We start from the raw sequence: 26,509 nt of genomic DNA on the forward strand, positions 1-26,509 counted from the left end.
GCCGCAGGGCAGGGCGGACAGGCCGTCTGCCGCTGTTTTCAGACGGCCTGTCTGACTGCAAACGCAGTAAGGCCGTCTGAAAACCCGTTTGCACACATCATTAAAGGAAACCCATGAACTACCTGATTGCCAGCATCCTGTGCAGCGTGGCCGTGTCGGTGCTGCTCAAAATGGCGCGGAAAAAGAAAATTCCCGTCGAACAGGCGGTGGCGGTGAACTACATCACCGCCATTATTCTGACCATGCTGGTTTTGAAACCCGATTTGGACAACCCCGCCGCCTTCCTGCCGACCTGGTGGCTGTTCGCCGCTCTGGGCGTGCTGCTTCCCGGCGTGTTCGTCATCATGGGCAGGGCGGTGGACGGCGCTGGCATCGTCAAATCCGATGCGGCGCAGCGGCTGTCGCTGTTTCTGCCCGTGATTGCGTCGTTCACGCTGTTCGGCGAAAAGCTCACCGAAGGCCGCCTGATCGGCATCGTACTCGCTTTCGCCGCCCTGTTCTGCCTGCTGTGTAAATCAGACGGCAGTAAAAAATCGGGCGGGTTTGCCGCCAACGCCGCGCTGCTGCTGGGCGTGTGGGCGGGTTACGGCGTCATCGACATCCTGTTCAAACAGCTCGCCAAAAGCGGCAACGCCTTCTCCGGCAACCTGCTCGTGGCTTTCTGTCTCGCAGCGGTGCTGATGTTCGGCTGGCTGGCATCGCGCGGGACAAAATGGACGGCACAGGGCATCGTCGGCGGCATCCTGCTGGGCATACTCAATTTCGCCAACATCGTTACCTACATCAACGCCCACCGCGCTATGGCCGAAAATCCGACGCTGGTGTTCGCCGGCATGAACATCGGCGTGATTGTGCTCGGCACGCTGGTCGGCGCGGCGGCGTTCAAAGAAAAAATCAGCGGCATCAACGCCGCCGGCATCAGCATCGCCGTATGCGCCATCGGCTGCCTGTTTTACTGGGAACAGATCAGCCGCTGGATCGGCATGTAGGTACGGTTAGCCGCCCGAAGGCGGCATAACCGTACAAACAGTTTTGAAGTTAAGTTGAGACGATTAAAGACAAAAACGCTTAAACCGGGAACGCTGAAGCCAAAAGCATTTAAGGCCGTCTGAAAAGTTTTTCAGACGGCCTGTTTGTACCGGTTTTATTTCCTGGCTGTGTACGGTGTACGGAGAATGCATTGATGACACCAAACACCGTCGTTTCCGAAGTACCGTCATTCCCGCGCAGGCGGGAATCCATGGGTAATATCCGCAAACGCATGAATCGGCAAGGTTTCCGAACCTTAAAGCCGGATTCCCGTCTGCACGGGAATGACGGAAACGGCAGTTGAAACGTCGTTTTCAGACGGCCTTACGCGGCAATGTCCAGCCACAGCACCTGATAGGGCTGCAAGACCAAATCTGTGTCGAGCGCGATGGTTGCTCCGCTTATCAGGTCGCGGGCTTGGGCGGGCATGGCCGACAGGGTTACGGCGGAAACGGTCTGCTCGGACTCGGTGAAGTTGGCCAGGGCGAGCAGGGCGTTGTTGCGGATGTAGCCCAAGACGTGCGGGTTGCGTGCGTCGAAGATGGTCAGGCCGCCGCCGCCGAGCGCGTCGGTGTTTTGGCGGACTTCGATCATGCGGCGCAGGCCTTGGTAGATTTGTCCGGCGCTGGTGTCGGGGTTGCTGCGTTGGGCGTAGAGCGATTCGTCGCGGGCGGGACGGTGCGCCCAGCGGCTGTCGTCTTTTTTGTCGGGGTCGTTCAGATAGCTCATGTCGTTGAGCATGCCGACTTCGTCGCCGAGGTAGATCAGCGGCAGGCCGCCCGTACTCAGGATGATGCTGTGCAGCAGCAGAATGCGGGCGACGGCATAGGGGTCGCCCTGTTCCAAGCCGGTCAGCGAGGCGCAGGTGCCGCTGATGCGGCAGTCGCCTGTGGCGGGGTTATCCTGGAACGGTACGCCGCGCGCGAAGCTGCCTTCGAAGCGGTTGACATAAAAACGGTTGAGGAACTGCCGGTGGTTGAAGCCGTGGATGCCGAAATAGGCGGAGTCTTCGTCGGCAAACGTCCAGCCGATGTCGTCGTGGCAGCGGACGTAGTTGACCCATGCGGTGTGTTCGGGCAGGTTGTGGCGGAAGGTGAGCGCCTGTTGCAGCAGGTTGGTTTCGCGGGTGGCGAGCGTGTTCCACAACAAGGCCATCTGAAGCGGGTTGTAGGAAAGCTGGCATTCGTTTTGGGCGATGTACTGTACGACGAAATCGGGGTGGACAATCGCTTCGGATTTGAAGAATACGGCAGGCGCGGCGATGCGCATCACGGCGTTGAAGGCGCGGATGAGCGCGTGCGCCTGCGGCAGGTTTTCGCAGCTCGTGCCCATCTGTTTCCAGATAAAGGCGACGGCGTCCATGCGCAGGACGTCTACGCCGAGGTTGGCGATAAACATCATTTCGCCCGCCATGGCGCGGAATACCCACGGGTTGCTGTAATTCAAATCCCATTGGAAGGAGTTGAACGTTGTCCATATCCAGCGGCCGTCGGGCAGTTGCGAGAAACCGCCCGGATGCTGGTCGGGGAAGATTTCGCGCAGGGTGCGGTCGTATTGGTCGGGCATCCAGCGGTCGGGGAAGATGTAGTAGAAATTGTCGAACATCGGGTCGCCCGCCACGCATTTCTGCGCCCATTCGTGTTCGTTGGACGTGTGGTTGAAAATAAAATCGACCACGGCGGCAATGCCCGCTTTGTGCAGTTCGGCAATCACGTCGCGCAGGTCGTCAATGCTGCCCAGGTGCGGCATGACTTCGCGGTAGCTGCTCACGGCGTAGCCGCCGTCGCTGTTGCCTTCGGGACATTTGAACAGCGGCATCAGGTGCAGGTAGGTCAGGCCGAGTTCTTTGAAATAGGGAATCTGGTCGATGATGCCGCGCAGGTCGCCTGCAAACAAATCCACATAACACACGCCGCCGACCATTTTGTTCGACAGCATCCAATCGGGTTCGGCTTCGCGCGCGGCATCGGTTTTTTTCAGCGCCGCGCTGCGCGAAGAGTAACTCTCCCAGGCCATCTGCATGAGCTGCTGCACCATCGGCAGAACGGCTTCGTTGGTGCCGTACACATTGTTCAGCTCCCACATCAGTTTGGGGAAATGGGCGTGCAGCCGTTCGGTAAACTTTTTCCAGTCGCGCGACTTCTCCACCGTTTCGCGTTTGACGGGGGTGTAGCCGGCAAGAATTTGGTTTTGGACGTTGTAAAGCGTTAAATCGATTTGCTGGGCTTGGGTCAGCATGGTGTTCTCCGGTTCGGGGATTTGTTGGGGTGATTTGAAGTAAAAGCACCAGTAAATTAGCACAGTAAGGCCGGCGGATACAAGCACGGTTTCATGCGGGCCGAATCCGCAGAAACAGGCGTTCGGACGGCCTTTGCCCCCAACTGCGCCCATCTGGGCGGAAACGGCGCGCAAGTGTGCGGAAAAAGCATACCGGCAAAAACGGATTTGTTTGACAGCGGTCAAAAGCGGCGCACCGGCAGCATCAGGCCGTCTGAAAACAAAACCGCTGCGCCCCCCGCCGTTTCAACGTAAAATAATCCCGTTCCCAACCCGTCCCCGAATCCCCGTGAACCAACTCCTTTTCGACTTCGACACCCGCAGTTATCCGGGTTTCGACAAATTCTTAGGCACGGCCAATGCCGAGCTGGTTTACGTTTTGCAGAACCAGGCCGCGCATGGCCAGTTCGTGTACGTTTGGGGCGCGGAAGGCGCAGGCAAAAGCCACCTGTTGCAGGCATGGGCGGCGCAGGCCACCGCCGCAGGCGCAACCGCCGCCTACGTCCGCGCCGGACAAGACCCGTTAACCGAAGCCGCCTTCGACACCGCCTATCTCGCCGTCGACCAAGTCGAACGGCTCAACGGCGAAGAGCAGGCCCTGCTGTTTGCCGTGTTCAACCGATTCCGCAACAGCGGCCGCGGCCTGCTGCTGCTCGCATCCGAACATCCCCCCCAGCAGCTCGCCATCCGCGAAGACCTGCGCACACGGCTGGGCTACTGCCTCGTTTACGAAGCCAAACCGCTTACCGACGAAGAAAAAGCCGCCGCCCTTGCCGAAACCGCCGCCGCCCGCCAGCTTGCCGTGTCCCCCGAAATTTTCGACTACCTCTTGAAACACAGCCGCCGCGACATCGGCAGCCTGATGAAACTGTTCGACGCGCTCGAACGGCAGGCCGTTGCCACCGGCCGCCGCATCACACTCCCGCTCGTCCGCGAAACCTTAAAACAGGAAACCGAATGAAAAACCTTGCCATCTTCGACCTCGACAACACCCTGATTAACGCCGATTCCGACCACTCATGGCCCGAATACCTGATAAAGAAAGGCATAGTCGACGAAGCCGAAACCCGAGCCAAAAGCGACGCATTTTATGCCGACTACTGCGCAGGCCGTCTGAACATCGACGCATTCCTCAAATTCAGCCTTGCCCCGCTCGCCCGTTTCAGCAAAGACGAACTCGCCGCCATGCACCGCGAATTCACCGCCGAATTCATCGAGCCCTACATCACCCCCATGCAGCGTATGCTGGTCGACAGCCACCGCAACGCAGGCGACGAACTCTTGGTGATTTCATCCACCAACGAATTCATCATCACTCCCATCTGCCGCCTGTTCGGCATCACCAACATCATCGGCACCCAAGTCGAAACCGGCGCCGACGGCCGCTACACCGGCAACTACACCGGCATCCCCAGCCTGAAAGAAGGCAAAATCACCCGCCTGAACCAATGGCTTGCCGAACGCGGTGAAACATTGGAAAGCTACGGCAAAGTCTATTTTTACAGCGACTCCAAAAACGACCTGCCGCTGCTGCGCGCCGTATCCGATCCCGTCGCCGTCAACCCCGATGCCGAACTGGCCGCCGAAGCCGCAGAAAAAGGCTGGCCGGTGTTAAACTTCAAACCGTAAAAACGTTTTTCAGACGGCCTTAATCAGCATATAGGCCGTCTGAAAACCGCTTTCCGCCGTTATTTTCCGTCATGAAGAAAATTAGATGAAAACCAAATTGCCCCTGCTGTTCCTGACCGCTGTTGCCGCATCTGCCGCCCAAGCCGAACCGATTGCCCGCCAAGACATCCAACACGCCCTGGAATGCAAAACACCACCGATGCAGACATCCGTGCTGATTGCAGAGTTGCAGGACAAGCAGACACTGAAACAGTCGGGCATTCGCCAGATTGCGCCTATAAACCCATTTTACAGCCAATACCGCCTGCCCTATGTGATGACGTTGAAAACCGTCAACGGTATGGATGTCCGCTCTCGAAACTTGGCCGTTAAAAACAACGGCGGCGGGATTTATCTGGTTGCCGATATGGATAGACATCCGCAACTCAAGGCATTTTTGAAAGAGGCCGACAAGCAGTCCGCTTTAGCTATGACGGGTAAACTTTTACCGGAAGAGCGTATATTGGCAGGAAAAAAATACGGTATGAGCAAAGAGGTCAGCCATAAAATCCCCGACCCCGAAGACATGGCAAAAACCACGGAAACTGTTTCGACTTACGGTTTTTGGCCGTTAGAAGGGCTGAAAAAACATCATCGGGAAGCCATCGGTTGCCGCTATTACTTATGAAAGGCCGTCTGAAAATGCCCTCATCCAAACCCGTTATCATCACCACCACCGCGCCCGACCGTGCCGAAGCCGAAAAAATCGGCGGCCTGCTGCTGTCGGAACAGCTCGCCGCCTGCGTGCAGTACGACGAAATCCGCAGCCAGTATGTGTGGGACGGCGAAATCCGAACCGACAGCGAAATCCGCATCACCATAAAAACCACCCGCAACCGCTACGGCAAAATCGAAAAGCTGATACGGCAGCACCACAGCTACGATTGCCCGCAGATTCTGATGGTAACCGTATCGCGCGGTTTCAAGCCGTATCTGGCATGGCTGCGGAACGCATCGGGGCAGGGCGGCTGAGGCCGTCTGAAAAATCCACCGCAAACGGTGTACAATACGCCCCGTTTTACACACTTCGAGAAAACCATGTTCCGAACCCTACTCGGCGGCAAAATCCACCGCGCCGCCGTTACCGAAGCCGATTTGAACTACGTCGGCAGCATCACCGTCGATCAAGACCTGCTCGATGCGGCAGGCATCTGCGTCAACGAAAAAGTCGCCGTCGTCAACAACAACAACGGCGAACGCTTCGAAACCTACACCATCGCGGGCGAGCGCGGCAGCGGCGTGGTGTGTCTGAACGGGGCGGCCGCGCGGCTGGTGCAGAAAGGCGACATCGTGATCATCATGTCGTATGTGATGCTGTCCGAACCCGAAATCGCCGCGCACGAACCGAAAGTGGTGCTGGTGGACGAACACAACAAAATCCGCGACGTCATCCGCTACGAGCCGCCGCATACCGTTTTATAAACCCTTAGGGAGTGTAGTCGGAAAGCGTTGCGGCGGTATTTTTGGTTAAAATCCGCATCTGCGGCGTTAAAAATGCTCGCAAGATGTCCAATCTTGCTGCGCTTTTTGCCTTGCGTCTGCGGATTTTCCCTCAAAAAACCGCTTCGCAAGCTTTCCGACTACACTCCCTAAGGCCGTCTGAAACGCTTTTCAGACGGCCTTACCCTGCAAAGCGAGAGCCATCATGAACATCCAAATCCAAAACATCACCGTCGGCAACGAACTGCCGTTTACCCTGTTCGGCGGCATCAACGTGCTGGAAGACCTTGATTCCACGCTGAAAGCCTGCGAACGCTATGTGGCCGTTACGCAGAAACTCGGCATTCCCTATGTGTTCAAGGCTTCGTTCGACAAGGCCAACCGCTCTTCCATTCATTCGTTCCGCGGCGTGGGCTTGGACGAAGGGCTGAAAATCTTCGCCGCCGTCAAAAAAGAATTCGGCGTGCCCGTGATTACCGACGTGCACGAACCCTACCAATGCGCGCCCGTCGCCGAAGTATGCGACGTTATCCAGCTCCCCGCTTTCCTCGCCCGCCAAACCGACCTGGTGGCGGCGATGGCGAAAACGGGCAACGTCATCAACGTGAAAAAACCGCAGTTTCTCAGCCCGCTGCAGATGAAAAACATCGTCGAAAAATTCGCCGAAGCGGGCAACAGCCAAGTGATTTTGTGCGAACGCGGCGCCCAGTTCGGCTACGACAACCTGGTGGTCGACATGCTCGGTTTCGGCGTGATGAAGAAAACCTGCGGCAACCTACCCGTGATTTTCGACGTTACCCACTCTCTGCAACAGCGCGAAGCGGGCGCGGCCGCGTCGGGCGGACGGCGCAGCCAAGTGGTCGATTTGGCGCTGGCAGGCATGGCAACCCGCTTGGCCGGCCTGTTTCTCGAGTCGCACGAAAACCCCGACCAAGCCAAATGCGACGGCCCCAGCGCGCTGCCGCTGGCCAAACTGGAAGATTTCCTGATTCGCGTGAAAGCGGTGGATGAAGCAGTTAAATCGCTGCCCGTATTGGAAATCGACTGATTGGTATAAAACGGCAAAAGGCCGTCTGAAACAGGGTTTTCAGACGGCCTTTTGCCGTTTGGCGGAATGAAAAACGGTTGTTTGACGTAAATTAAACAACGGCCGTCCGCTTTTGTAGTAAAATTACTAAACGTTAAAACCTTTCTGAATAGGCTGTAAACATGAACGCACGAGATATTCTTTCCGCCGGTGCGGTGGTTCCCGTTATGGCAATCGACAACATCAGCACCGCCGTCGATTTGGCACACGCGCTGGTGGAGGGCGGTATTCCCACGCTTGAAATCACGTTGCGTACCGAGCACGGACTGAAAGCCATCGAGCTGATTAAAAAAGAAGTACCCAATGCCATCGTCGGCGCAGGCACGGTGGCCAACGGCGACCAGCTCAAGGCGGTGGAAGACGCGGGCGCGGTGTTCGCCATCAGCCCGGGCTTCAACATCAATTTCGCCAAAGCCGCCGAAAAAAGCAGCATTTCCGTCATTCCGGGCATCGCGACTCCGGGCGAACTGATGCTTGCGCTTGAACACGGCATCGATACTTTGAAACTGTTCCCCGCCGAAGTCGTCGGCGGCCGCGAAATGCTCAAAGCCCTTTACGGCCCGTTCCCGCAGGTAAGGTTCTGTCCGACCGGCGGCATCAGCCTGTCCACCGCGCCCGAATACCTGAAACTGCCCAATGTATTGTGCGTAGGCGGTTCGTGGCTTACGCCCAAAGAAGCCGTTAAAAACCGCGATTGGGACACCATCACCCGCTTGGCTAAAGAAGCATCTGCATTGAAAGGCTGATTGCTTCCGGCATCCGCAGTCATGAAAAGGCCGTCTGAAAACATTTTCAGACGGCCTTTTGCTGCCGGCTTTATTTTAAAAACTCAATCAGCACGTTCTTAAACAAAAATCCGAAGACGCCGAATCCGAGTACGAAAAACAGGATGAACATCCCGAATTTGCCTGCTTTGGATTCTTTGCCCAAATTCCAGACGATAAAGCCCAAAAAAATTACCAGTCCGCCGAGGCCGATTTTCATCGCCCAGTCGGAGAATTCTGCTTCGCTCATGTTTTTTCCTTTTGATGCGGGTTTCAGACGGCCTGTGCGTAGGGGCCGTCTGAAAACGTTCAGGCCAGCGCTTGGGCCAAATCGTCAATCAAATCGTCGGGATGTTCCAAACCGACGGAAAGACGGATCAGGCCGTCTTTGATGCCGGCGGCCGATTTGTCTTCGGGCGGCATGCGGCCGTGGGTGGTTGTCCACGGATGGGTAATGGTGGAGCGCACATCGCCGAGATTGGCCGTGCGTGAAAACAGTTGCACGCTGTCGATGACTTTCCATGCGGCATCTTTGCCGGCCACTTCAAACGCCACCACGATGCCGCCCGATACCTGCTGTTTTGCCGCGAGTTCTGCCTGCGGATGGTCGGCGAAACCGGAATAGTAAACGGCCTGCACCTGCGGCTGTTTGCGCAGCCATTCGGCGATTTTTCGTGCGTTTGCGCCCTGTTTTTCCATGCGCAGCGACAGCGTTTCGATGCCGCTGAGCAGCACCCATGCGTTAAACGGCGACAAGGCCAGTCCGCAGGAATTGGCGTAAAGCGCGATTTCCTTGACCAAATCCGCTCTGCCCGACACCACGCCGCCGTGTACGCGGCCGTGGCCGTCGATGGCTTTGGTGGCCGACTGCACCGATAAATCCGCGCCGAGTGCAATCGGCTGTTGGCCTGCGGGCGACATAAAGCTGTTGTCCACCACCAACAGCGCGCCGGCGGAGTGGGCCAAACCGGCCAATGCCTGTAAGTCGGCCACTTCGTTGAGCGGGTTGGACGGGGTTTCGAGAAACAGCATTTTGGTGTTCGCTTTGACGGCACCGCGCCATGCGGCCAAGTCGGTTTGCGGCACGAACGTGATTTCGATGCCGAATTTCGACACGATGTTGTTGATGAATCCGGCGGTGGTTCCGAACAGGCTGCGGCTGGCGACGACATGGTCGCCCGTTTTCAGAAACGTGAAAAACGCGGCCTGAATCGCAGCCATGCCCGTGGCCAGCGCAGCGGCGGCCTGCGCGCCTTCGAGTGCGGCCACGCGCTGCTCGAAAGCGGTGATGGTCGGGTTGGCCGTGCGCGTGTAGGTGTAGCCCGGCACTTCTTTGGCAAACAGCGCCGCACCGTGCGCCGCGTCGCGGCACATGAAACTGCTGGTCAGAAACAGTGCCTGATTGTGTTCGAGATACTCGGTCTGCGTTTTGCCGCCGCGGATGGCCAGCGTTTCGGGGTGTAGCGGTTTGCTCATGTGGTTGCCCTTGCCGTAAAAATTGCAGGTAGTGTGTGGAGATTGTGTCGATACTTGGGTTTTTTGTCATGCCCGCGCAGGCGGAAATCCGGCTTTGGTATTCGCAAGTGCTTGTTTGACAAAAGATACCGGATTTTGAGCATGGATTCCCGCCTGCGCGGGAATGGCGGAAGTTTGGAGAAAACGGTCTTGCCGGTTGCCAATCAACACAATATCCAAACACAGACAAATTAAATTGTTAACATTTTGCGCTTTTTTGATTGGGGTTTCAAGGGCGGGGACAGGCCGTCTGAAAACGGAAAAACCGTATTTGTTCAGGAAAATGCCGATCCGGATACGGATAACGCCGCATTGCGGCGTGTACGACGGCGGGGGGATGAGTTTGCATGCACGGAAAAACAGGACTTCAGACGGCCTTAAGCATAACAGGCCGTCTGAAAAGATGTGTGTGCGGTTACGCCGCTTGGAGCGGCTGACTGTAGCGGATAAACAGGGGAGGCAGGACGGCCGTCTGAAGAGAAGTTCTATACGGCAAAAAAGGTTTTCAGACGGCCTGAAAACCTTTTTTAACCGGCGGGCTTATTCCTGCCCGGGCTGCAATACTTTCACGCCGTTCTGCGTACCCAACACCAACAGGTGCGCCGCATTGTGGCCGAAGATGCCGTTGTCCACCACGCCCGGAATTTTGTTGATTTCGTCTTCGAGCGTAACGGGGCGGTCGATGTTGATGCCGTGCACGTCCACAATCAGATGGCCGTTGAACGTGGTAAAGCCGACGCGCAGCTCGGGTTCTCCGCCCAAGGCCAGCAGTTTGCGCGACACCGCCGAACGCGCGTGCGGAATCACTTCCACTGGCAGCGGGAATTTGCCCAACCGTGATACATATTTGCTCTCGTCGGCAATGCAGATGAATTTTTCGGCCACCGCCGCCACGATTTTCTCGTTCAGCAGCGCGCCGCCGCCGCCCTTGATCATTTGCAGCATATGGTTCACTTCGTCTGCACCGTCCACATAAACCGCCAGATGGGCAACGTCGCCCAACGCAACTTCGGGAATGCCGTATTGCGCCAGCAGAGCAGAAGTTTCTTTGGACGTGGAAACCGCCCCTTTGATTGCTTTGCCGCTTTTGCCGAGTGCTTCGATGAAAAAGTTGACGGTAGAGCCTGTGCCGATGCCGATGTATTCGTTTTCGGGCACGAATTCCACCGCCTTTTCGGCGGCTGCGCGTTTGAGTTCGTCTTGTGTTGCCATTATTTTTCCTTTGTCTGTGTGAACGGGTTGGAACGGTTTGCATACTAGCATTTTTCGGTATGGTCGTCAGCAGGCCGTCTGAAAGCGCGGTTCGGCGGATGCGTTGTCAGGCCGTCTGAAAAAAGATTTCAGACGGCCTTGTGTCGCATATCCGATGTCCGTACCCCTGCAAACCGCCACGCAGCAGGCAGCCGGAAGGGAAGGCGTGTTATAATTGCGGCCGTCCCGCATCCTGCGGACGCGATAATACGAACAACCGGAACACATAAAGGAAAACGAAATGCGAAAAATGCTTGCCCTGCTGATTTTGGCCGCCGCGCTGCCCGCGGCCGCCGCCGAACGCACGCTGCCGAAAGACATGGACGTGGCGTTGCTGCAAAAAGTGCAGCTGCCTCAGGTAACGTTGGGCAACGGCGGTTTCTCGTGGCTGAAAGTGCTCACTTTGGGCTGGCTCGACGGCAATGCCGCCAAATTCACCGTGTCGCGCCAAGTGCGGATTAAAGATGAAAACGACCGTTACATCGTGATCGGCAAACTGCCTGCGCAGGCGGGCAAACCTGTTGCCGTGAAACGTGATGCGGGCGGCAACATCCGCGAAATCTGGATTTTGAACCAAGCGGAAACCGAAGCGTTCAAAAAGCGCGACGTGGAACGCCAAACCGCGCAGTAACGCCGGCGTTCCATACGTTAAACCCACGGCGGGCCAACCCCGCCGCGCATTTTCAGACGGCCTGATTGTTTGGGCCGTCTGAAACATTTCCCAACCCAAATCAGCCCCGCAATTACGGGCAACCTGAGAAAGAACCACCACCATGAAAAAAGTCTTTATCCGCACCTTCGGCTGCCAGATGAACGAATACGACAGCGACAAAATGCTCTCCGTTTTGGCCGAACAGCACGGCGGCATCGAGCAGGTTTCCGAAGCCGAACAAGCCGATATTATCCTGTTCAACACCTGCTCCGTGCGCGAAAAAGCGCAGGAAAAAGTGTTTTCCGACCTCGGCCGCGTGCGCCCGCTCAAAGAAAAAAATCCTGATTTGATCATCGGCGTGGCCGGCTGCGTGGCCTCGCAGGAAGGCGAAGCCATCATCAAACGCGCGCCTTATGTGGACGTGGTATTCGGCCCGCAAACGCTGCATCGCCTGCCGCAGATGATTGTCGATAAAGAAACCACCGGTCATTCGCAAGTCGATATTTCCTTTCCCGAAATCGAAAAATTCGACCACCTGCCGCCCGCCCGCGTGGAGGGTGGCAGCGCGTTCGTTTCCATCATGGAAGGCTGTTCCAAATACTGCTCGTTCTGCGTGGTGCCCTACACGCGCGGCGAAGAGTTTTCGCGTCCGCTGAACGATGTGCTCACCGAAATCGCAGGCTTGGCGCAGCAGGGTGTCAAAGAAATCAATCTGTTGGGTCAAAATGTGAACGCCTACCGCGGCGCGATGGACGACGGCGAAATCTGCGACTTCGCCACGCTGTTGCGCATCGTGCACGAAATCCCCGGCATCGAGCGTATGCGCTTCACCACCAGCCACCCGCGCGAATTTAGCGACGCGATTATCGAGTGCTACCGCGACCTGCCCAAACTCGTTTCGCACCTGCACCTGCCGATACAGAGCGGCTCCGACCGCGTGTTGAGCGCGATGAAACGCGGCTACACCGCGTTGGAATACAAATCCATCATCCGCAAACTGCGCGCCATCCGCCCCGATTTGTGTTTGAGCAGCGACTTCATCGTCGGCTTTCCCGGGGAAACCGAACGCGAATTTGAGCAAACCCTGAAACTGGTGAAAGACATCGCCTTCGACCTGAGCTTTGTGTTCATTTACAGCCCGCGTCCCGGTACGCCTGCGGCCAACTTGCCCGACGACACGCCGCACGAAGAAAAAGTGCGCCGCTTGGAAGCCCTGAACGAAGTCATCGAAGCCGAAACCGCCCGCATCAACCAAACCATGCTCGGCACGGTGCAGCGTTGTCTAGTGGAAGGCATCTCCAAAAAAGACCCCGACCAGCTCCAAGCCCGCACCGCCAACAACCGTGTGGTGAATTTCTACGGCACGCCCGATTTGATTAACCAAATGGTCGAGCTGGAAATCACCGAAGCGTTTACCTTCAGCCTGCGCGGGGAGTTGGTTTAACGTAACAACAGGCCGTCTGAAAAATTTTCAGACGGCCTTTATGCAGCCAATCAGTTTCCGCTACTTGGCTTTCAATCTTTAACTGACTGTAAATTAACGGATTATTAGAATGAAGCAAACCATATTTTCAGCATTGCTGGCGGCAACGGCGTTTGCCGCCCAAGCGGAAACTTTTCCGATGACCAATCTGCCCAAAGGCTGGACGGGCAGCATCGAAGTTGCCGGATGTGCCGAAGGAAAATGCTCGGGCGAAGGCCGCGTGAAGCTCAAAATCAACGGCCGTACTTACGCGCTGCCTGCCGATTTTTATGAATTTGACGCACCCAAAGCCCGAGGCGCGGCATTGCTTGAAAATCCGGTTACCGTGGATGATTTCAACTTCGACGGCAAGCAAGACATCTCCGTACCCGTCGGCAAGGAAGGGCCTTACGGTGCGATAACCAGCGATATTTACGTCCAAACCGCCGGCGGCAGATTGGTTAAAAGCGATGAATTGAGTGCGTTGACCCACAACTATATGGGTACGCCGGAAACCGACCACAAACGCAAACTGCTGATTGTCGGCGGTAAATCAGGCGCGGCCATCCATTACACCGAACACTACCGTGTTGTCCCGGGCAAAGGCCTGCAACAGGTTTACCAACGCACCGACACCTACTACGGCTGCAACAAAAACAACGGCATCAAAGTGGAAGAAAAAGCCATGCTCTCCAGCGGAAAATGGCGCACACGCAACCGTTGCCTGACCGAAGCGCAGTTTGAAAAACTCACGCAGCAGGACTGGGCCGAAATGGAACGCCGCCGCAAATACCGTCCGTAATGCCAATCAAGAGACAAAGCAGCCTGAAAATTCCCGCAACAGATTTTCAGACGGCCTGTTTGTTTTAAAAAATCAGGAAACCGATATGAAAGACAGAAAACCTTTATGGTGTGCCGCCGCGCTGTTTGCAGCATCGCTGGCCGCCGCAGCGGATAATCCCTATCAAAAGATGGCGTTTAAACCGGAGCCTTACAGGGAAACGGGTACGCTTTGGCAGGCACCGCAGGGCTATTTGCTGTTGCAGGCTTGCGATAAAGAAGAATACCGCAAGCCGTTGGTGTTTGATGATGCGGCAACGGAAAAAAAGCTGCGGCGGATGTTGGGCAGTTCGCCGCCTAGTGCAGCCGGACGCGCCACGTTTTTTGTGCAGTTGGAAGGTTATCCGTCTGTCAAACCCGTATCGCAGGTGGGGATGTACGATCTCCATGCCTTCAAAGTGGCTGACATTGTCGGCCGTACCGACGGCGGTTGCGGGATGACGGATTATTTTGAAAGCTTGTCAACCGGTGGCGGCGGCGAATTTATGAGACGGCAGGAACAAGGTATGGGCTGGGAAAAAGGCACGATACGGCAACTGCTGGAACAAAACGGCTATACAGAGCCGAAGAAGAAAAAGTCAGCCAACCCGCAATAAAACCATTTTCAGACGGCCTGTGCCGCAATCCCAGGTTCTGTTCTTCAACACACCGCAACAGGAACATCATGAAACCATGCTTAACCATTCTGCCGTTTGTATTCGCCGTGGCCGTTGCACAGGCCGCGCCGTCTGCCGGAGATGCCGCCGTGCGTGCCGCGATTGACGGCTATTACGGCCGTCCGCTGCCGTCGCAAGGCTGCCAATTGGCTGCGCCGCCGAAAGGCAGCCAGTGGCTCGGCACGACGAACGTTTACTGTATGAAACCCGCCGCCGCCAACACGGTCAAGCGCAACGGCAAAACGGTCAGCTATGTGCTCTACACCGGTTTTATGTACGACACCGAACAGAAGCAGAAAAACGACGCCCATGCTGCAACGGGTCTGGCCGAGCTGTTTGTCATGGAAAAACAAGGCGGCAGCTGGAAAATCGCGATGAGCGGCAAACAGGAAATCGGCGCGTGGGGCGAAACGCCCGAGCCGGAAGCATGGACATTCGTGCAGACGGGCAGACAGAACTGGGGCTACACCGCCGAAACCGGATACACGGCGCAGGGCGAACACAGCACCGCGTGGGCATATCTGTTTACCGACAACCGCAACCGCGTGGTGGACGGCTTGATTCGGACGGGCTTGAACAATGCGGGCTACTACGGCGATTGCAGCGACCGCACAGGGCAGGACAAGCGCAACTGTTTAGGCAGCTTGACCGACCTGTCCGCCAAACTGACATTCCGCCGCGACCGGGTTTCCGCTGCCGACGTGTATGTGGTGGAAGCGGCGTTGAGCGGTTCGCAAGGCAAGAAACGCTACCGCGGCCGCAAATATCTCATCGGCTACGACAGCGCGAAAAGCCGTTATGTTGCGCCGAAGGATTATCCGTTGGGCAATTCGGAATAAAACGGTTTTCAGACGGCCTGAGGCAAACGGCAGTGTTGAATGTGCTGCCGCCGCCGCCGTCATGCCCGTGCAGGCGGGAATCCACGGTTGATATCCGCAAGTGTATGAATCAAAAAGTTTCCTAGGATGAAGGCCGTCTGAAAAACCACCGCCGCCGCAACCGTATCGTCAGCAACGGTTGCGCCCAACCTTTGGGGCGGCACGTTGCCGTACCCAAGCCCTGTTCCTGCCGGATGTGCGGTAATCCGCGCAAGCTTTACGGCAACGGCAAAGAGGCAAAAACCGTGCAGGAGCTGTGTCGGCGCGAACAGGAAAAAGCGGCATCATGCGGCGAAAGGCCGTCTGAAAAGGCATTTCAGACGGCCTTTACCGTATCCGCCTTGCAGGCCGTCTGAAAACAGGTTAACTTCCACTCTGTTCTGTTAGAGCTGTGGTTCTATCCGATAAACTTCCGAACCGAAAAAGGAAAAAGAGATGAAAAAACTGCTTGCCGCACTGTTGTGCACCGCTGCCTTCCAAGCCTATGCCGCGCCTGCGGAAATCGTCGTGCCCGTGATGAAGCTCGACGTTGCCAAGGGCAACCGGCCCATCGGCGAAATCCGCATCAGCCAAAGCCGCTACGGTGCGGTGTTTACGCCCAAGCTGCAAGGCTTGGCGGTCGGGGTGTACGGTTTCCACGTTCATGAAAACCCGAGCTGCGAAGCGAAGGAAAAAGACGGCAAAATGACCGCGGGTCTGGCGGCCGGCGGCCATTGGGATCCGAAGAAAACCGGTGCGCACAAAGGCCCGTGGGATGACGGCGGCCATTTGGGCGATTTGCCCGCGCTGGCGGTGGATGCCAAAGGCAATGTTCAGCCCGTGGTTGCGCCGCGCATCAAGAAAATCGCATCCCTGAAAGGCCGTTCGCTGATGATTCATGCAGGCGGCGATAATTACAGCGACCATCCCGCAACGCTCGGCGGTGGCGGCGGACGCATGGCCTGCGGCGTGATTCCGAAATAACAGGCTGTTTTTAAAGATATAAGGCCGTCTGAAACCTTTTTCAGACGGCCTTTTTGTGTTTCCCGTCCATAAGTCTTACAATACGCGCCGACATCAAACCATCCCTACCGAAGGAGACGTTATGGCACAATTTTTCGCCATCCATCCCGACAACCCGCAGGAGCGGCTGGTCAAGCAGGCCGCCGAAATCGTCAGAAACGGCGGTGTGGTCGTTTATCCCACCGATTCCTGCTACGCGCTCGGCTGCCGTTTGGGCGACAAATCCGCGATGGAGCGCATCCTGCAAATCCGCGGCATCGACCTGAAACACCATCTGACGCTGATGTGCGCCGATTTGAGCGAGTTGGGCACATACGCCAAAGTGGACAACAGCCGGTTCCGCCAGCTCAAAGCGGCCACGCCCGGCAGCTACACCTTTATTTTGGAAGCGACCAAAGAAGTGCCCAACCGCACGCTGCACCCGAAACGCAAAACCATCGGCCTGCGCGTTCCCGACAATAAAACCGCGCTCGCGCTGCTGGCCGAATTGGGCGAGCCGCTGCTGAGCTGCACGCTGATGCTGCCCGAAGATGCCGAACCGCTGACCGACCCCTACGAAATCCGCGACCGTTTGGAACACGCGGTGGATTTGGTAATCGACGGCGGATGGTGCGGAACGGAACCGACCACGGTCATCGACATGACCGACGGTACGGAACTGATTCGCGAAGGCAAGGGCGATGTGTCGCTGTTCGGGCTGTGAAGTGTTCGGACGGCGTACCGATGACGCGGATAACGGTTTGATTTTCAGGCCGTCTGAAAATCACGGGAAAGAATAAATGGCGATTGAAACGAAACGGGCGGGTATCGGATATTGGGTTGCGGCGTGTGCGGTGTGCGTACTGCTGTATGTTGCAACGTCGATTGTGCTCGGGATGGTGGCATCTTTCGGCAACAGTCCGGAATGGACGGTTTTGCTGTTGGCAGTAGCGGTATTTTCGGTGATGATGTCGGCCACGTTTGCCGCGCTGTATTTCAGCTACCGGAAAACCCTGTCTTCAGACGGCCTGTTTGCACGGCGGGAACCGTTTTGGCAGGCGGGGAAAATCGGTTTTTCCGCAGCGGCGGCAGTTGCGATGGCATGTTTGCCGGTGCTGTACCAAAAGCTGTTCCTGTGGGCGGGCATCGACATCGGTGCGCCGCCGAACCAGAAAATCGTGATTGAGCTGGTCAAAATGCTGCACCCGATACTCGGCATCCTGTATGTGGCGGTGTTTGCCCCGGTGGCGGAAGAGCTGCTGTTCAGGGGCTTGGTGTTCAACCTGTTCGGCAGACTCGGCAAGCGGTGGCAGCAGGCGGCGGCATTGCTGTTGTCTTCGCTTCTGTTTGCGCTGCCGCATCTGCCCGAAATCGACGAGTGGGCAGGGATGTATGCGCTGATGGGGCTGGCGTTGGGCGCGGTGTATCTGAAAACGCGCGACATACGCTATCCCGTGGCCGTGCATATGCTCAACAATATCTTGGGCTTGTCCATGATTTATATGCAGATTCAGGCCGTCTGAAAAAAAAGCGCCTTGGCGGTTGCGAATCTGTTTTAAAATATCCGCAGTTATCCGGGCCGTCTGAAAAACCGTTTTCAGACGGCCGCTTGAAAAAAGGAAACCACTTTGCAGAATTTCAATATGGAAGTGCTCATACTCGCCGTGATTCCCGTGCTGATGGCGATAACCGTGCACGAAGCGGCGCACGGTTATGCGGCGCGGTATTGGGGCGACAAAACCGCCGAACAGCTCGGCAGGCTCACGCTCAATCCGTTTGCGCACATCGATTTAATCGGGACGGTTGTGGTGCCGCTGCTGATGTTCTTAACGGTGGGGTTTGCGTTCGGCTGGGCGAAGCCTGTGCCGGTGGTGTCGCGCAATATGCGCAACGTGAGGCTGGGCATGCGCACCGTATCCATCGCGGGGCCGCTGTCGAATCTGGCGATGGCGTTCGGCTGGGGGCTGATGATGGTGGTGGCGGTGTATCTGCCCGCGGATTTCCAATATCCGATGACGAAAATGTCGGAATACGGGATTCTCATCAACGCGGTGTTTTTCGCGCTGAACATGATTCCCATCCTGCCGCTCGACGGCGGACGTTTCGTCGATACGTTCCTGCCGGCGCGAATGTCGCAGCAGTTTCAAAAAATCGAACCTTACGGAATGTGGGTGATCGTCATCCTGCTGGCAACGGGCGTGCTCGGCATCGTCATGCAGCCGGTTGTCGCGGTCATATCCGGTGTGGCCACCGCGTTTGCGCGGATGTTTATGTAGGGTGCAACGGATGAAGTCAAGGCCGTCTGAAAAGCGTTTCAGACGGCCTTGATTGTTTTGCAGGCGGCACGGCGGGGGGGAACAACATATCCGCCGGATTTCGAGGGCAGGCAGACATTGGCGGAATCCGCCGTTATCTCCGCACAGGCGGAAATCCGTTTTGCTTTCTGTAAGCTGTTGAAGAAAAAAGATTTCTGGGGTTTCTTCGGATTTCCACCTAAGCGGGAATGATGGCAGAAGAAGTTTCTGCATTACTGTGAACGTTTATTTCTCAGGCTGTGTTTGAGTGTTCAGCCGATGCTTACTTTCGTTATTCCCGCGCAGGCGGGAATCCATACACCGCCGTAGCCGTTTCACATCGGCCGTTCAAACGCCCAATGCCGCCCACACTTTCAGCGCGTCTGACGTGGCTTTGACATCGTGGACGCGGATGATGTGCGCACCGCGGGCTGCGGCGGCCAGTGCGGCGGCAACGCTGCCGTGAACGCGGCGTGCGGCATCGGTTTCTCCGGTCAGCTCGCCGATCATGCGTTTGCGGGAAACGCCGATTAGGAGCGGCAGGCCGGTTTGGGCGGCGAGTTCGGGCAGACGGCGCATCAGCGCGGTGTTGTGGGCAAGGGTTTTGCCGAAGCCGAAACCGGGGTCGAGCGTGATGCGTTCGGCAGCGATGCCTGCGGCCGTGCATTCGGTGGCGCGAAGGTTGAGATAGCGGGCCACTTCGCCGACAACATCCTGATATTGCGGGTTGTTTTGCATGTTTTCGGGCAGACCCTGCATGTGCATCAGGCAGATGCCCGTGCTGTCTTGCTGTGCCAGCAGTTCGACGGCTCCCGCGTCGCTCAGGGCGGAAACATCGTTGATGATGTCTGCGCCGCCGCTGTCGAGCGCACGCTGCATGACTGCGGTGCGCCGTGTGTCGATGCTGACGGGAATATGCCACGTTTTGACTTCGGCCAACACGGGGGCAAGCCGCGCCCATTCCGCTTCGGGCGGCACGAAATCCGCACCCGGCCGGGTGGATTCGCCGCCGAGGTCGAGAATGTCGGCACCTTGTTCCACCAGCGTTTCGGCGTGTTTGAGCGCGGCTGCGACGGTTTGGGAATAAGTATTGCCGTCTGAAAACGAATCGGGCGTGAGATTGACGATGCCCATGATTTTCGGGGCGGAGAGATCGATGGCGAAGCGGGTGGTCTGCCAGAAGGGCATGGCGGAAATCCTTGGTGAGGGTGGAGCGAAGCCGTGTTTTTCAGACGGCCCGACATAAAAAATACCCTGCCAATACGGTTGGCAAGGTATCTCAAAGCAAAGGGCTTATTCGGCTGCGGCGGCGGCTTGGGTTTCCACCTGAACCGGCGCAGGTGCGGCGGCTTGCTGGCGTTCGTGTTGCAGGCTCACGGCGCGGGCGGGAACGATGGTGGAAATGGCGTGTTTGTAAACCATTTGGGTAACTGAGGTGTTGCGCAGCAGTACGACATATTGGTCAAATGATTCCACCTGGCCTTGCAGTTTGATACCGTTGACCAAGTAAATCGAAACAGGCACATGCTCTTTGCGAAGGGCGTTCAGGAAAGGATCTTGTAGCATTTGTCCTTTGGCTGTCATATTTATTACTCCGTTTTTATGATGTATTTATTGGTTTTGAAAAGCCGGTGAAGCGGAAACGACACGGCAAAGTTGGAATTGGATTGTAGTTCCGTATGCTTTTTTTTTCCAACACCTTTGCAAACTTTTTAGGAAACGGATTATGTTTTGTGGGTAAAAAACCGCGAATCGGCGGTTTTTTCTGCTGAAATAAACGGAAGAATAAAAAGACGGATGGTTGTTTTGTTTTTAATCTTATGAAAATAAAACGATTTTTTTGTTTGGTCTGTATTTGCCCGTAAAGGGTATCCCGAAAGGGTTTGAAACGGTGTGCAAGCGGGAGATTCGGGTTTTACAAAAGTAAACAAAAAGGTTGTTTGCTAAACAAAAGGTTAGATAAGGCCGTCTGAAAGTTGCTTTTCAGACGGCCTTTGGTTTAGCGGAACAGTGCTTCGGGGATTTTGCACACTGGAATCGGGTTGATTTTGTGCTGCATGGCTTGGTGCAGGCGGGTGTAGATTTCCAGCACTTCGCGTTGGCGGCCGCTGAAATCTTCGGGTTGCTGTTTGCCGTATACGTCCATCGCCCATTCGAGTTCGGGATAGCTTGCGCCCATCTGTTCTTCGTCGGTGCGTTCGGTGTCCCACAGGCCGTCGGTGGGGACGGCCGTCTGAATGGCTTCGATAACGTTTAATTCTTTTGCCAATTCATAGACCTGTGTTTTCGTCAAATCGGCAATCGGGCTGATGTCCACGCCGCCGTCGCCGTATTTGGTGAAAAAGCCGACGCCGAAGTCTTCGATTTTGTTGCCTGTGCCGGTAACGAGCAGGCCGTTGATTTGGCCGTAGTAGTAGAGTGTGGTCATCCGCAGGCGGGAGCGGGCGTTGGCCAGCGCGAGCTGTTTGGCGGGGAATTCGGTTTCGTCCACCTCCACCGTTGCGGCGAAGCTGTCGAAGGCAGGGGTTAAGTCCACGCGCATTCCGTTTGCGTTGGGGAAGCGGCGCTGCAAATCGCCGATGTGTGCCTGTGCACGGCCGGTTTGGTCGGCTTTTTGGCGGATGGGCATTTCCAAGAGCAGGGTCGGCAGGCCGGTTTGTGCAGCGAGAATGGAGACGACGGCGGAGTCGATGCCGCCGGATACGCCGACGACGAAGCCTTTGGCGCGGGCGGTGGCGGCGTAGTCGTGCAGCCAGCGGGTGATGTGTTGTGCAACTGCGGGGGTTTGCATGGGGAATCCTTAAGGTGTGGATGGGTGTGCGGCCATTATCGTGAAAACGGCGGCGGATGGAAAGCCGTAGGCCGTCTGAAAACGGTTTTCAGACGGCCTGACGGGCTCAGCTGCCTTTTACGTCGATAATCCAGACTTCCGACTGCGAACCGAGCCGGAGCGGGATGCCCCAGAAACCGTAGCCGCTGCTGGTGAAGAAATGGCTGTTGCCGATTTTTTCGTGGCCGTAGTGCAGGCGGTAGAGGGTGCGGACGATGAGGTTGGCTGGGGCGATTTGGCCGTTGTGGACATGGCCGGAAACCTGTACGTCGATGGGCAGGCGGGCGTGTTCTTCGATTTGGGTGGGGCGGTGGTCGAGCAGGAATACGGGTTTGGACGTATCCTGTCCGTTCAGGATTTCGGCGGCGGACGGGCGGTTTTTGTCGATGTCGTCGTTGCGTCCGGCCACGATGATGCCGCCGGTTTCGACGGCGCGGTTGGCGAGCACGGTAATGCCCGCTTTTTCGATTTCTTCGTAGATTTCGCGCTGGTGGCCGAACAGGTCGTGGTTGCCGAGCGTGGCGTAAACGCCGAGCGGTGCGCGGATTTTGGCGAAATGCGGCTGCATGTTTTCGGCGCGGTAGGCTTCGACATTGTCGTCCATGATGTCGCCCGGCAGCAGGATGATGTCGGGTTTTTCGCGGTTCATGATGGCGGTGAACTTGTCGAGCTGGCGTGCGCCGAACAGGATGCCGAGGTGGAAGTCGCTGGCGGTGGCGATGCGCACGGGGCGTTCGAGTTTTTTATTGATGGTAACGGTTTGGTAGCGCACCGTGGGGGTGTAGGCGTTGTAGAGGGCGAGGCCGAACAGGGCGGCAACGAAAAACGGGGCGAATGCGCGCAGGCAGCGCGCCAGCACCTGCGGGCGGACGAAGCGGCGCAGGACAAGGTGGAGCAGGAAGGTGGCCAACGCCGCATACATGACGAACAGCAGCAGCACCATCCACACCGCCGTCCAGCGGAAGACGGCGTGGCCGAGTTGGAGCAGCAGCCCGAAAATCAGGCAGTTGGTGATGACGAATGCGCCGATCATCAGGATGCGGCGCGCGGATTTGCCGATAAGGGGGGCGAACAGCCATTGCAGCGAGCGGCCGAGGCCGAAAGTGAAAAGCTGCATCAGGATGAGGACGGCGGTAAAGATAATGGGGCGCATGATGTGTTGAAACGGTTTTTGTGATGTGTGGAAAAGGGTGGGGATTTTAACATACACCGGTGTCGGTTCAGGCCGTCTGAAAAGAAAAGGTTGGGGATGGATGATGTGTCGAGGGTGCGGCCACTGTCATTCCTATGCAGGTGGAAATCCGGTTTTAAGTTTCGGAAGCCGTTTTAATTCATGCGTTTGTGGAAGTTTGTTATGGATTCCCGCCTGCGCGGGCATGACGGAAGACGAAGAAATCTACCTTATCTGTATGCCATCAATGCAATACCTGCACAGCCTATCTTTTCAGACGGCATCAATAGGGATGGCATCGGTTTTTCGTGCGGCATCGGCAAGATTGGATTTTTTCTGTAAGAAACCGGTGTGTCCATCGTCTAACAGGCATATGGACAGTTTCCCGACAAACAAGGAGGAGGATGATGGAAAAAATGTTGCAACGGCTGCGGTAATCCGCTGTCGGTATGGCCGTGTTGCTCCGATGGGATGCGCGGGACCGAAAACAGGCCGGCGGCGGCATGGTTCGAAAATATCCAGTTATGGCACAAAAACCGCATCTGCCGGATTCTTTGCCGCTTCCGCCTTTCCCGCAGTGTGCCATCCTTTATATAATGTTGTTCTAAACCGCTTATAGGAAACGGCTGCTTGGGCCGTCTGAAAAACATGATGAAAAAAATCCTTTATTTCTTTACCGCTCTGTTGGCTTTGAGTGCCAACGCTTATGCCGTTGACGCATCGAAACTGCTGCCGCCCGAACAGGCTTTCGTGCCGCAGGTAAACGTGAGCGGCAAGGGCGTGAACGTGCAGTTCAAAATAGCCGATGGTTATTATATGTACCGGTCGAAAATCATGGCCGATACGCAGCCTGCGGGTTTGCTTTCCGCGCCTAAGTTCAGTCAGGGCAAGGAGAAGGAAGACGAATTTTTCGGCAGGCAGACCGTGTATTACGGTTCGGCGCAAATCGACTGGCCGTATGCCAAGCCGCAGCAGCAGTACAAGCTGGTTCTGAGCTATCAGGGCTGCGCGGAAGTGGGCGTGTGCTATCCGCCGGTTACGACGGAGTTCGACATCAAGGGCGACGGGGTTTACCGGCCTGCGGGCGGAGAACCGGCCGACGGGAAAAACCGTTTCCTGAAACCCGCGGCTGCGGTTTCAGACGGCCCTCAGTCGGACGGATCCGCCGGAAACAGCTTGTCGCAGGATAAAACGGACGCCAATTTTTTGGCGTTTTTTTCAGACGGCAGCAACCTGAAACTGTCGTGGGATACGGTTCACGTCAACCTGCTGTTTTTCTTCGCTGCGGGCATCGCCCTGAGCTTTACCGCCTGCATGTATCCGCTGATTCCGATTGTGTCGAGCATCGTGGTGGGCGGCGGAACGTCCGACAAGAAACGCGCGTTCCTGCTCACGTTGTCCTATACGCAGGGTTTGGCACTCACTTACACGCTGGTGGGTGTGGTGGCGGGTTTGACCGGCGCGCTGCTGACCGTGTGGCTGCAACAGCCGTGGGTGGTGTTGGCCGCGTCTGCAGTCATGGTGTTGTTGGCGCTGTCGATGTTCGGCGTGTTCAACATCCAGCTTCCCGCTTCGCTTCAGACGTATTTTCAAAACCGGAGCAACAAATTATCGGGCGGTAAAGCCGTTTCGGTGTTTGCGATGGGGATGTTTTCCGCGCTGATTGTCGGCCCCTGCATTGCGCCGCCGCTGGCGGCCGCGCTGGGCTACATCGGGCAGACGGGCGATGCGGTGTTGGGCGGTTTGGCACTTTACGCATTGGCCTTGGGCATGGGTTTGCCGCTGATTTTAATCGGCACGTTCGGCAGCCGCATCCTGCCCCGCGCGGGCGGGTGGATGGACGGCGTGAAATACGCTTTCGGCTTTATCCTGCTGGCCGTGGCCGTGTATTTGGCTACGCCGTTCCTGCCTTACGGCGTGGTGGCCGCGCTGTACACGCTGCTGCTGGTCGTGCCCGCAGGCTTGCTGCTGGCCAAGCTCACGCGCGTATCAGGCCGTCTGAAAGCCGTGTGCGCCGCGTTGGGCAGCCTGTTGTTGGTCGGCGGCGTCTGGTTCGGCTATCAAAGCGTCAACCAGCAAACCACCGCACTGCACCGTTTCCTGACGCTCACGCCGCCGTCTGCCCATGAGAATGTCCACGGCCATGTGTTTACCGACGTTGCCGCGCTCAAAGCCGCCATGCAGCAGGCTTTGAAAGACAATCCGCAGAAACCCGTTTTGCTGGATTTCTATGCCGACTGGTGCATCTCCTGCAAGGAAATGGCCGCCTACACCTTCAGCGATGCCGACGTGCAGCAGGTGGTCGATATGGATCGGCTGTTCCAAATCGACGTAACCGCCAACACGCCCGAACATCAGGCACTGTATAAAGAATACGGCATTTACGGCCCGCCCGGACTGTTTATCCTGCGTGCCGACGGCAGCCGCAGCGAAGTGCTGGCCGGTTTTGCCAAACCTGATAAATTCATTGAATGGTATAAGCAGCATGAAAAGCCGTAGGGCGAGCCGCTTGGAAAATGATGCTGCCCCTTCCCGCAAGGGAATCTGAGGAGCAACACGGGAAACGACCGTGATGCAATCCGTAGCGGAAGACCGGGCAGGGATTCCTGTTTGTCGGGGGGAATAGTGGTTGCGGAATGTATCGCTTGAGTGTGATTGCCGATATTCCCGAACAGTGCCGCACAACGGAAACAGGCCGTCTGAAAAACAGTTTTCAGACGGCCTGAAACTTTATGCCGTTTGTCGGGACTAATCATGTTGATGGCCGGAGCACCGTTCATCCGCCGCAATCCAAACGGCGGAGTAGGGCGGACGAATACCGTTGACCGTTTCGGCCGGACAATCAAGAAAGGAAAAAACGTTATGCACATCAAAACCACTGCCGCCGTTTTCTGCCTGAGCATCATGCTTGCGGCCTGCGGACAGGGAACGCCGCAAAACAAAGCCGCTTCCGCCGCTTCAGGGACGTCTGCGGCAAGCCCCGTTTCTTCTGCCGCTTCTGCCGATGCTGATTTTATGGGCGTGAAAGTCGGCAAAACCACGCTGGACGAAGCCCGTAAAATCCTGCCCGACCTGCAGGCCGGACAGGGTACGATTACCATCGGCAAACACAGCATCCCGATGGAAACCTATACGGCTTTGCCGGCTGCCGACGGGGAAACCGTGGTTTTCTCTTTTGACGGCGACAGCAAAATATTGCAGCAAATCATGCGCCTGAGCCCCCGCCCGTTTGCCCAAACCCGCTCGGAGCTGGCCGCCAAGCATCCCGCCTATACCATGACCCGTGAAGAATTCGGTATGCTGAACAGAAGTGGTATCACTTACGAACAGCACCTTGCCGAAATCAAGCAGGCGGAGCAGGCCGCGCTGTTCAGGCAGGGCGATGTGCTGATTATCGGCAGCGTGAACAACACGCCCGATAAGAGCCTTGTGATTTACCTGAACGCCAAATATATGCCGGAAGCGCTGAAAAAAGTGCGGCAGTGAAGTCGGAAGCCGACAGGGCGAAAGGCCGTCTGAAATTTTCAGACGGCCTTTCGTATTATGACGGGTATTCGCTGTGCTTGGTTGTGTATGGTATAGCAAATAAACATATTATTCGATACAATTCCACCATGGCCTATTCACAAGACTTCAAACAACTCGTGCTCAAAAAACTCCGTCAAGGATGGACGATTCGTAGAGCCGCAAAAGAATTCGGCATCGCCATCTCCA

General features: G+C 56.6%; 30 protein-coding genes. 22 read left to right on the forward strand and 8 right to left on the reverse strand.

Annotation, left to right across the window (positions count from 1 at the left end; all coding sequences use genetic code 11):
• The first annotated feature begins 113 nt into the window (after nt 1–113).
• Nucleotides 114–989 (forward strand): EamA/RhaT family transporter, encoded by an 876-nt coding sequence (locus ACEYDX_RS01895; protein ID WP_373740349.1) that lies wholly within the window; start codon nt 114–116, stop codon nt 987–989.
• A 364-nt stretch (nt 990–1,353) separates the two neighbouring features.
• Here ACEYDX_RS01895 and ACEYDX_RS01900 read toward each other — a convergent pair whose 3' ends face one another.
• A complete protein-coding gene (locus ACEYDX_RS01900) occupies nt 1,354–3,267 on the reverse strand; it encodes an alpha-amylase family protein (protein ID WP_373740350.1) in 1,914 nt (637 codons plus the stop codon).
• Between the two features lie 93 nt (nt 3,268–3,360).
• Here ACEYDX_RS01900 and ACEYDX_RS01905 point away from each other — a divergent pair, with 93 nt between their 5' ends.
• From ACEYDX_RS01905 to ACEYDX_RS01940, 8 genes are all read left to right on the forward strand, one after another.
• Entirely contained in the window at nt 3,361–3,561 is a 201-nt protein-coding gene (locus ACEYDX_RS01905; protein WP_373740351.1) for a hypothetical protein, read from the forward strand.
• Between the two features lie 34 nt (nt 3,562–3,595).
• On the forward strand, nt 3,596–4,267 hold the full coding sequence (gene hda, locus ACEYDX_RS01910; RefSeq protein WP_373740352.1) for a DnaA regulatory inactivator Hda: 672 nt from the start codon (nt 3,596–3,598) through the stop codon (nt 4,265–4,267).
• Entirely contained in the window at nt 4,264–4,935 is a 672-nt protein-coding gene (locus tag ACEYDX_RS01915) for an HAD family hydrolase (protein ID WP_373740353.1), read from the forward strand. The genes hda and ACEYDX_RS01915 overlap by 4 nt, the downstream gene beginning before the upstream one ends.
• 85 nt (nt 4,936–5,020) lie before the next feature.
• On the forward strand, nt 5,021–5,602 hold the full coding sequence (locus tag ACEYDX_RS01920; protein ID WP_373740354.1) for a hypothetical protein: 582 nt from the start codon (nt 5,021–5,023) through the stop codon (nt 5,600–5,602).
• Nucleotides 5,584–5,946, forward strand: a complete 363-nt coding sequence (gene cutA, locus ACEYDX_RS01925; protein WP_373740355.1) for a divalent-cation tolerance protein CutA — start codon at nt 5,584–5,586, stop codon at nt 5,944–5,946. Before ACEYDX_RS01920 ends, cutA begins: the two co-directional genes overlap by 19 nt.
• Nucleotides 5,947–6,012: 66 nt before the next feature.
• Complete coding sequence (panD, locus tag ACEYDX_RS01930; RefSeq protein WP_373740356.1) at nt 6,013–6,396, forward strand: aspartate 1-decarboxylase; 384 nt, start codon at nt 6,013–6,015, stop codon at nt 6,394–6,396.
• A gap of 223 nt (nt 6,397–6,619) precedes the next feature.
• Nucleotides 6,620–7,462, forward strand: coding sequence for a 3-deoxy-8-phosphooctulonate synthase (gene kdsA, locus ACEYDX_RS01935; RefSeq protein ID WP_373740357.1), 843 nt, complete (start codon nt 6,620–6,622; stop codon nt 7,460–7,462).
• Nucleotides 7,463–7,623: 161 nt separating this feature from the next.
• Nucleotides 7,624–8,247 carry a bifunctional 4-hydroxy-2-oxoglutarate aldolase/2-dehydro-3-deoxy-phosphogluconate aldolase gene (locus ACEYDX_RS01940; protein WP_373740358.1) on the forward strand — a complete coding sequence of 208 codons (624 nt, stop codon included), beginning with the start codon at nt 7,624–7,626 and terminating at the stop codon, nt 8,245–8,247.
• A gap of 70 nt (nt 8,248–8,317) precedes the next feature.
• Here the strand turns inward: ACEYDX_RS01940 and ACEYDX_RS01945 are convergent, their stop codons facing one another.
• From ACEYDX_RS01945 to rpiA, 3 genes are all read right to left on the reverse strand, one after another.
• Nucleotides 8,318–8,515 carry a DUF2788 domain-containing protein gene (locus tag ACEYDX_RS01945; protein WP_373740359.1) on the reverse strand — a complete coding sequence of 66 codons (198 nt, stop codon included), beginning with the start codon at nt 8,513–8,515 and terminating at the stop codon, nt 8,318–8,320.
• Nucleotides 8,516–8,574: 59 nt separating this feature from the next.
• Nucleotides 8,575–9,741, reverse strand: coding sequence for an O-succinylhomoserine sulfhydrylase (gene metZ, locus ACEYDX_RS01950; protein WP_373740360.1), 1,167 nt, complete (start codon nt 9,739–9,741; stop codon nt 8,575–8,577).
• Nucleotides 9,742–10,320: 579 nt separating this feature from the next.
• Nucleotides 10,321–10,992, reverse strand: a complete 672-nt coding sequence (gene rpiA, locus ACEYDX_RS01955) for a ribose-5-phosphate isomerase RpiA (protein WP_373740361.1) — start codon at nt 10,990–10,992, stop codon at nt 10,321–10,323.
• Between the two features lie 280 nt (nt 10,993–11,272).
• Between rpiA and ACEYDX_RS01960 the strand changes: the two genes are divergently transcribed.
• The 10 genes from ACEYDX_RS01960 to ACEYDX_RS02005 all read left to right on the forward strand — a co-directional run bounded on the left by ACEYDX_RS01960 (nt 11,273) and on the right by ACEYDX_RS02005 (nt 18,776).
• A complete protein-coding gene (locus tag ACEYDX_RS01960; RefSeq protein ID WP_373740362.1) occupies nt 11,273–11,662 on the forward strand; it encodes a hypothetical protein in 390 nt (129 codons plus the stop codon).
• Nucleotides 11,663–11,804: 142 nt separating this feature from the next.
• Nucleotides 11,805–13,127 (forward strand): tRNA (N6-isopentenyl adenosine(37)-C2)-methylthiotransferase MiaB, encoded by a 1,323-nt coding sequence (gene miaB, locus ACEYDX_RS01965; protein ID WP_373740363.1) that lies wholly within the window; start codon nt 11,805–11,807, stop codon nt 13,125–13,127.
• Nucleotides 13,128–13,236: 109 nt separating this feature from the next.
• Nucleotides 13,237–13,947, forward strand: a complete 711-nt coding sequence (locus ACEYDX_RS01970; protein ID WP_373740364.1) for a hypothetical protein — start codon at nt 13,237–13,239, stop codon at nt 13,945–13,947.
• 85 nt (nt 13,948–14,032) lie between these two features.
• A complete protein-coding gene (locus tag ACEYDX_RS01975; protein WP_373740365.1) occupies nt 14,033–14,581 on the forward strand; it encodes a hypothetical protein in 549 nt (182 codons plus the stop codon).
• Nucleotides 14,582–14,649: 68 nt separating this feature from the next.
• On the forward strand, nt 14,650–15,480 hold the full coding sequence (locus tag ACEYDX_RS01980; RefSeq protein ID WP_373740366.1) for a hypothetical protein: 831 nt from the start codon (nt 14,650–14,652) through the stop codon (nt 15,478–15,480).
• Nucleotides 15,481–15,671: 191 nt separating this feature from the next.
• Complete coding sequence (locus ACEYDX_RS01985; protein WP_373740367.1) at nt 15,672–15,875, forward strand: hypothetical protein; 204 nt, start codon at nt 15,672–15,674, stop codon at nt 15,873–15,875.
• Between the two features lie 79 nt (nt 15,876–15,954).
• Nucleotides 15,955–16,482 carry a superoxide dismutase family protein gene (locus ACEYDX_RS01990; RefSeq protein WP_373740368.1) on the forward strand — a complete coding sequence of 176 codons (528 nt, stop codon included), beginning with the start codon at nt 15,955–15,957 and terminating at the stop codon, nt 16,480–16,482.
• A 121-nt stretch (nt 16,483–16,603) separates the two neighbouring features.
• Nucleotides 16,604–17,224, forward strand: coding sequence for an L-threonylcarbamoyladenylate synthase (locus ACEYDX_RS01995; protein ID WP_373740369.1), 621 nt, complete (start codon nt 16,604–16,606; stop codon nt 17,222–17,224).
• Nucleotides 17,225–17,300: 76 nt separating this feature from the next.
• Entirely contained in the window at nt 17,301–18,023 is a 723-nt protein-coding gene (locus ACEYDX_RS02000; RefSeq protein ID WP_373740370.1) for a lysostaphin resistance A-like protein, read from the forward strand.
• A gap of 120 nt (nt 18,024–18,143) precedes the next feature.
• Nucleotides 18,144–18,776 (forward strand): site-2 protease family protein, encoded by a 633-nt coding sequence (locus ACEYDX_RS02005; protein WP_373740377.1) that lies wholly within the window; start codon nt 18,144–18,146, stop codon nt 18,774–18,776.
• A gap of 366 nt (nt 18,777–19,142) precedes the next feature.
• Here the strand turns inward: ACEYDX_RS02005 and folP are convergent, their stop codons facing one another.
• From folP to ACEYDX_RS02025, 4 genes are all read right to left on the reverse strand, one after another.
• Nucleotides 19,143–19,982: a dihydropteroate synthase gene (folP, locus tag ACEYDX_RS02010; protein WP_373740371.1), complete on the reverse strand. Its 840-nt coding sequence runs from the start codon at nt 19,980–19,982 to the stop codon at nt 19,143–19,145.
• A gap of 105 nt (nt 19,983–20,087) precedes the next feature.
• Complete coding sequence (gene hfq / locus ACEYDX_RS02015; protein WP_373740372.1) at nt 20,088–20,378, reverse strand: RNA chaperone Hfq; 291 nt, start codon at nt 20,376–20,378, stop codon at nt 20,088–20,090.
• Nucleotides 20,379–20,793: 415 nt separating this feature from the next.
• On the reverse strand, nt 20,794–21,585 hold the full coding sequence (gene nadE / locus ACEYDX_RS02020) for an NAD(+) synthase (RefSeq protein ID WP_373740373.1): 792 nt from the start codon (nt 21,583–21,585) through the stop codon (nt 20,794–20,796).
• A gap of 106 nt (nt 21,586–21,691) precedes the next feature.
• A complete protein-coding gene (locus ACEYDX_RS02025) occupies nt 21,692–22,777 on the reverse strand; it encodes a metallophosphoesterase (protein WP_373740374.1) in 1,086 nt (361 codons plus the stop codon).
• 201 nt (nt 22,778–22,978) lie between these two features.
• Between ACEYDX_RS02025 and ACEYDX_RS02030 the strand changes: the two genes are divergently transcribed.
• The 3 genes from ACEYDX_RS02030 (at nt 22,979) to ACEYDX_RS02040 (ending at nt 26,281) form a co-directional block, all read left to right on the forward strand.
• Complete coding sequence (locus ACEYDX_RS02030; protein ID WP_373740375.1) at nt 22,979–23,137, forward strand: hypothetical protein; 159 nt, start codon at nt 22,979–22,981, stop codon at nt 23,135–23,137.
• 309 nt (nt 23,138–23,446) lie between these two features.
• Complete coding sequence (dsbD, locus tag ACEYDX_RS02035) at nt 23,447–25,294, forward strand: protein-disulfide reductase DsbD (RefSeq protein WP_373740378.1); 1,848 nt, start codon at nt 23,447–23,449, stop codon at nt 25,292–25,294.
• Nucleotides 25,295–25,657: 363 nt separating this feature from the next.
• Nucleotides 25,658–26,281, forward strand: coding sequence for a hypothetical protein (locus ACEYDX_RS02040; RefSeq protein WP_373740376.1), 624 nt, complete (start codon nt 25,658–25,660; stop codon nt 26,279–26,281).
• The last annotated feature ends 228 nt before the right edge of the window (nt 26,282–26,509 follow it).

The organism is Neisseria sp. (assembly GCF_041804105.1).
GTDB lineage: Bacteria > Pseudomonadota > Gammaproteobacteria > Burkholderiales > Neisseriaceae > Neisseria.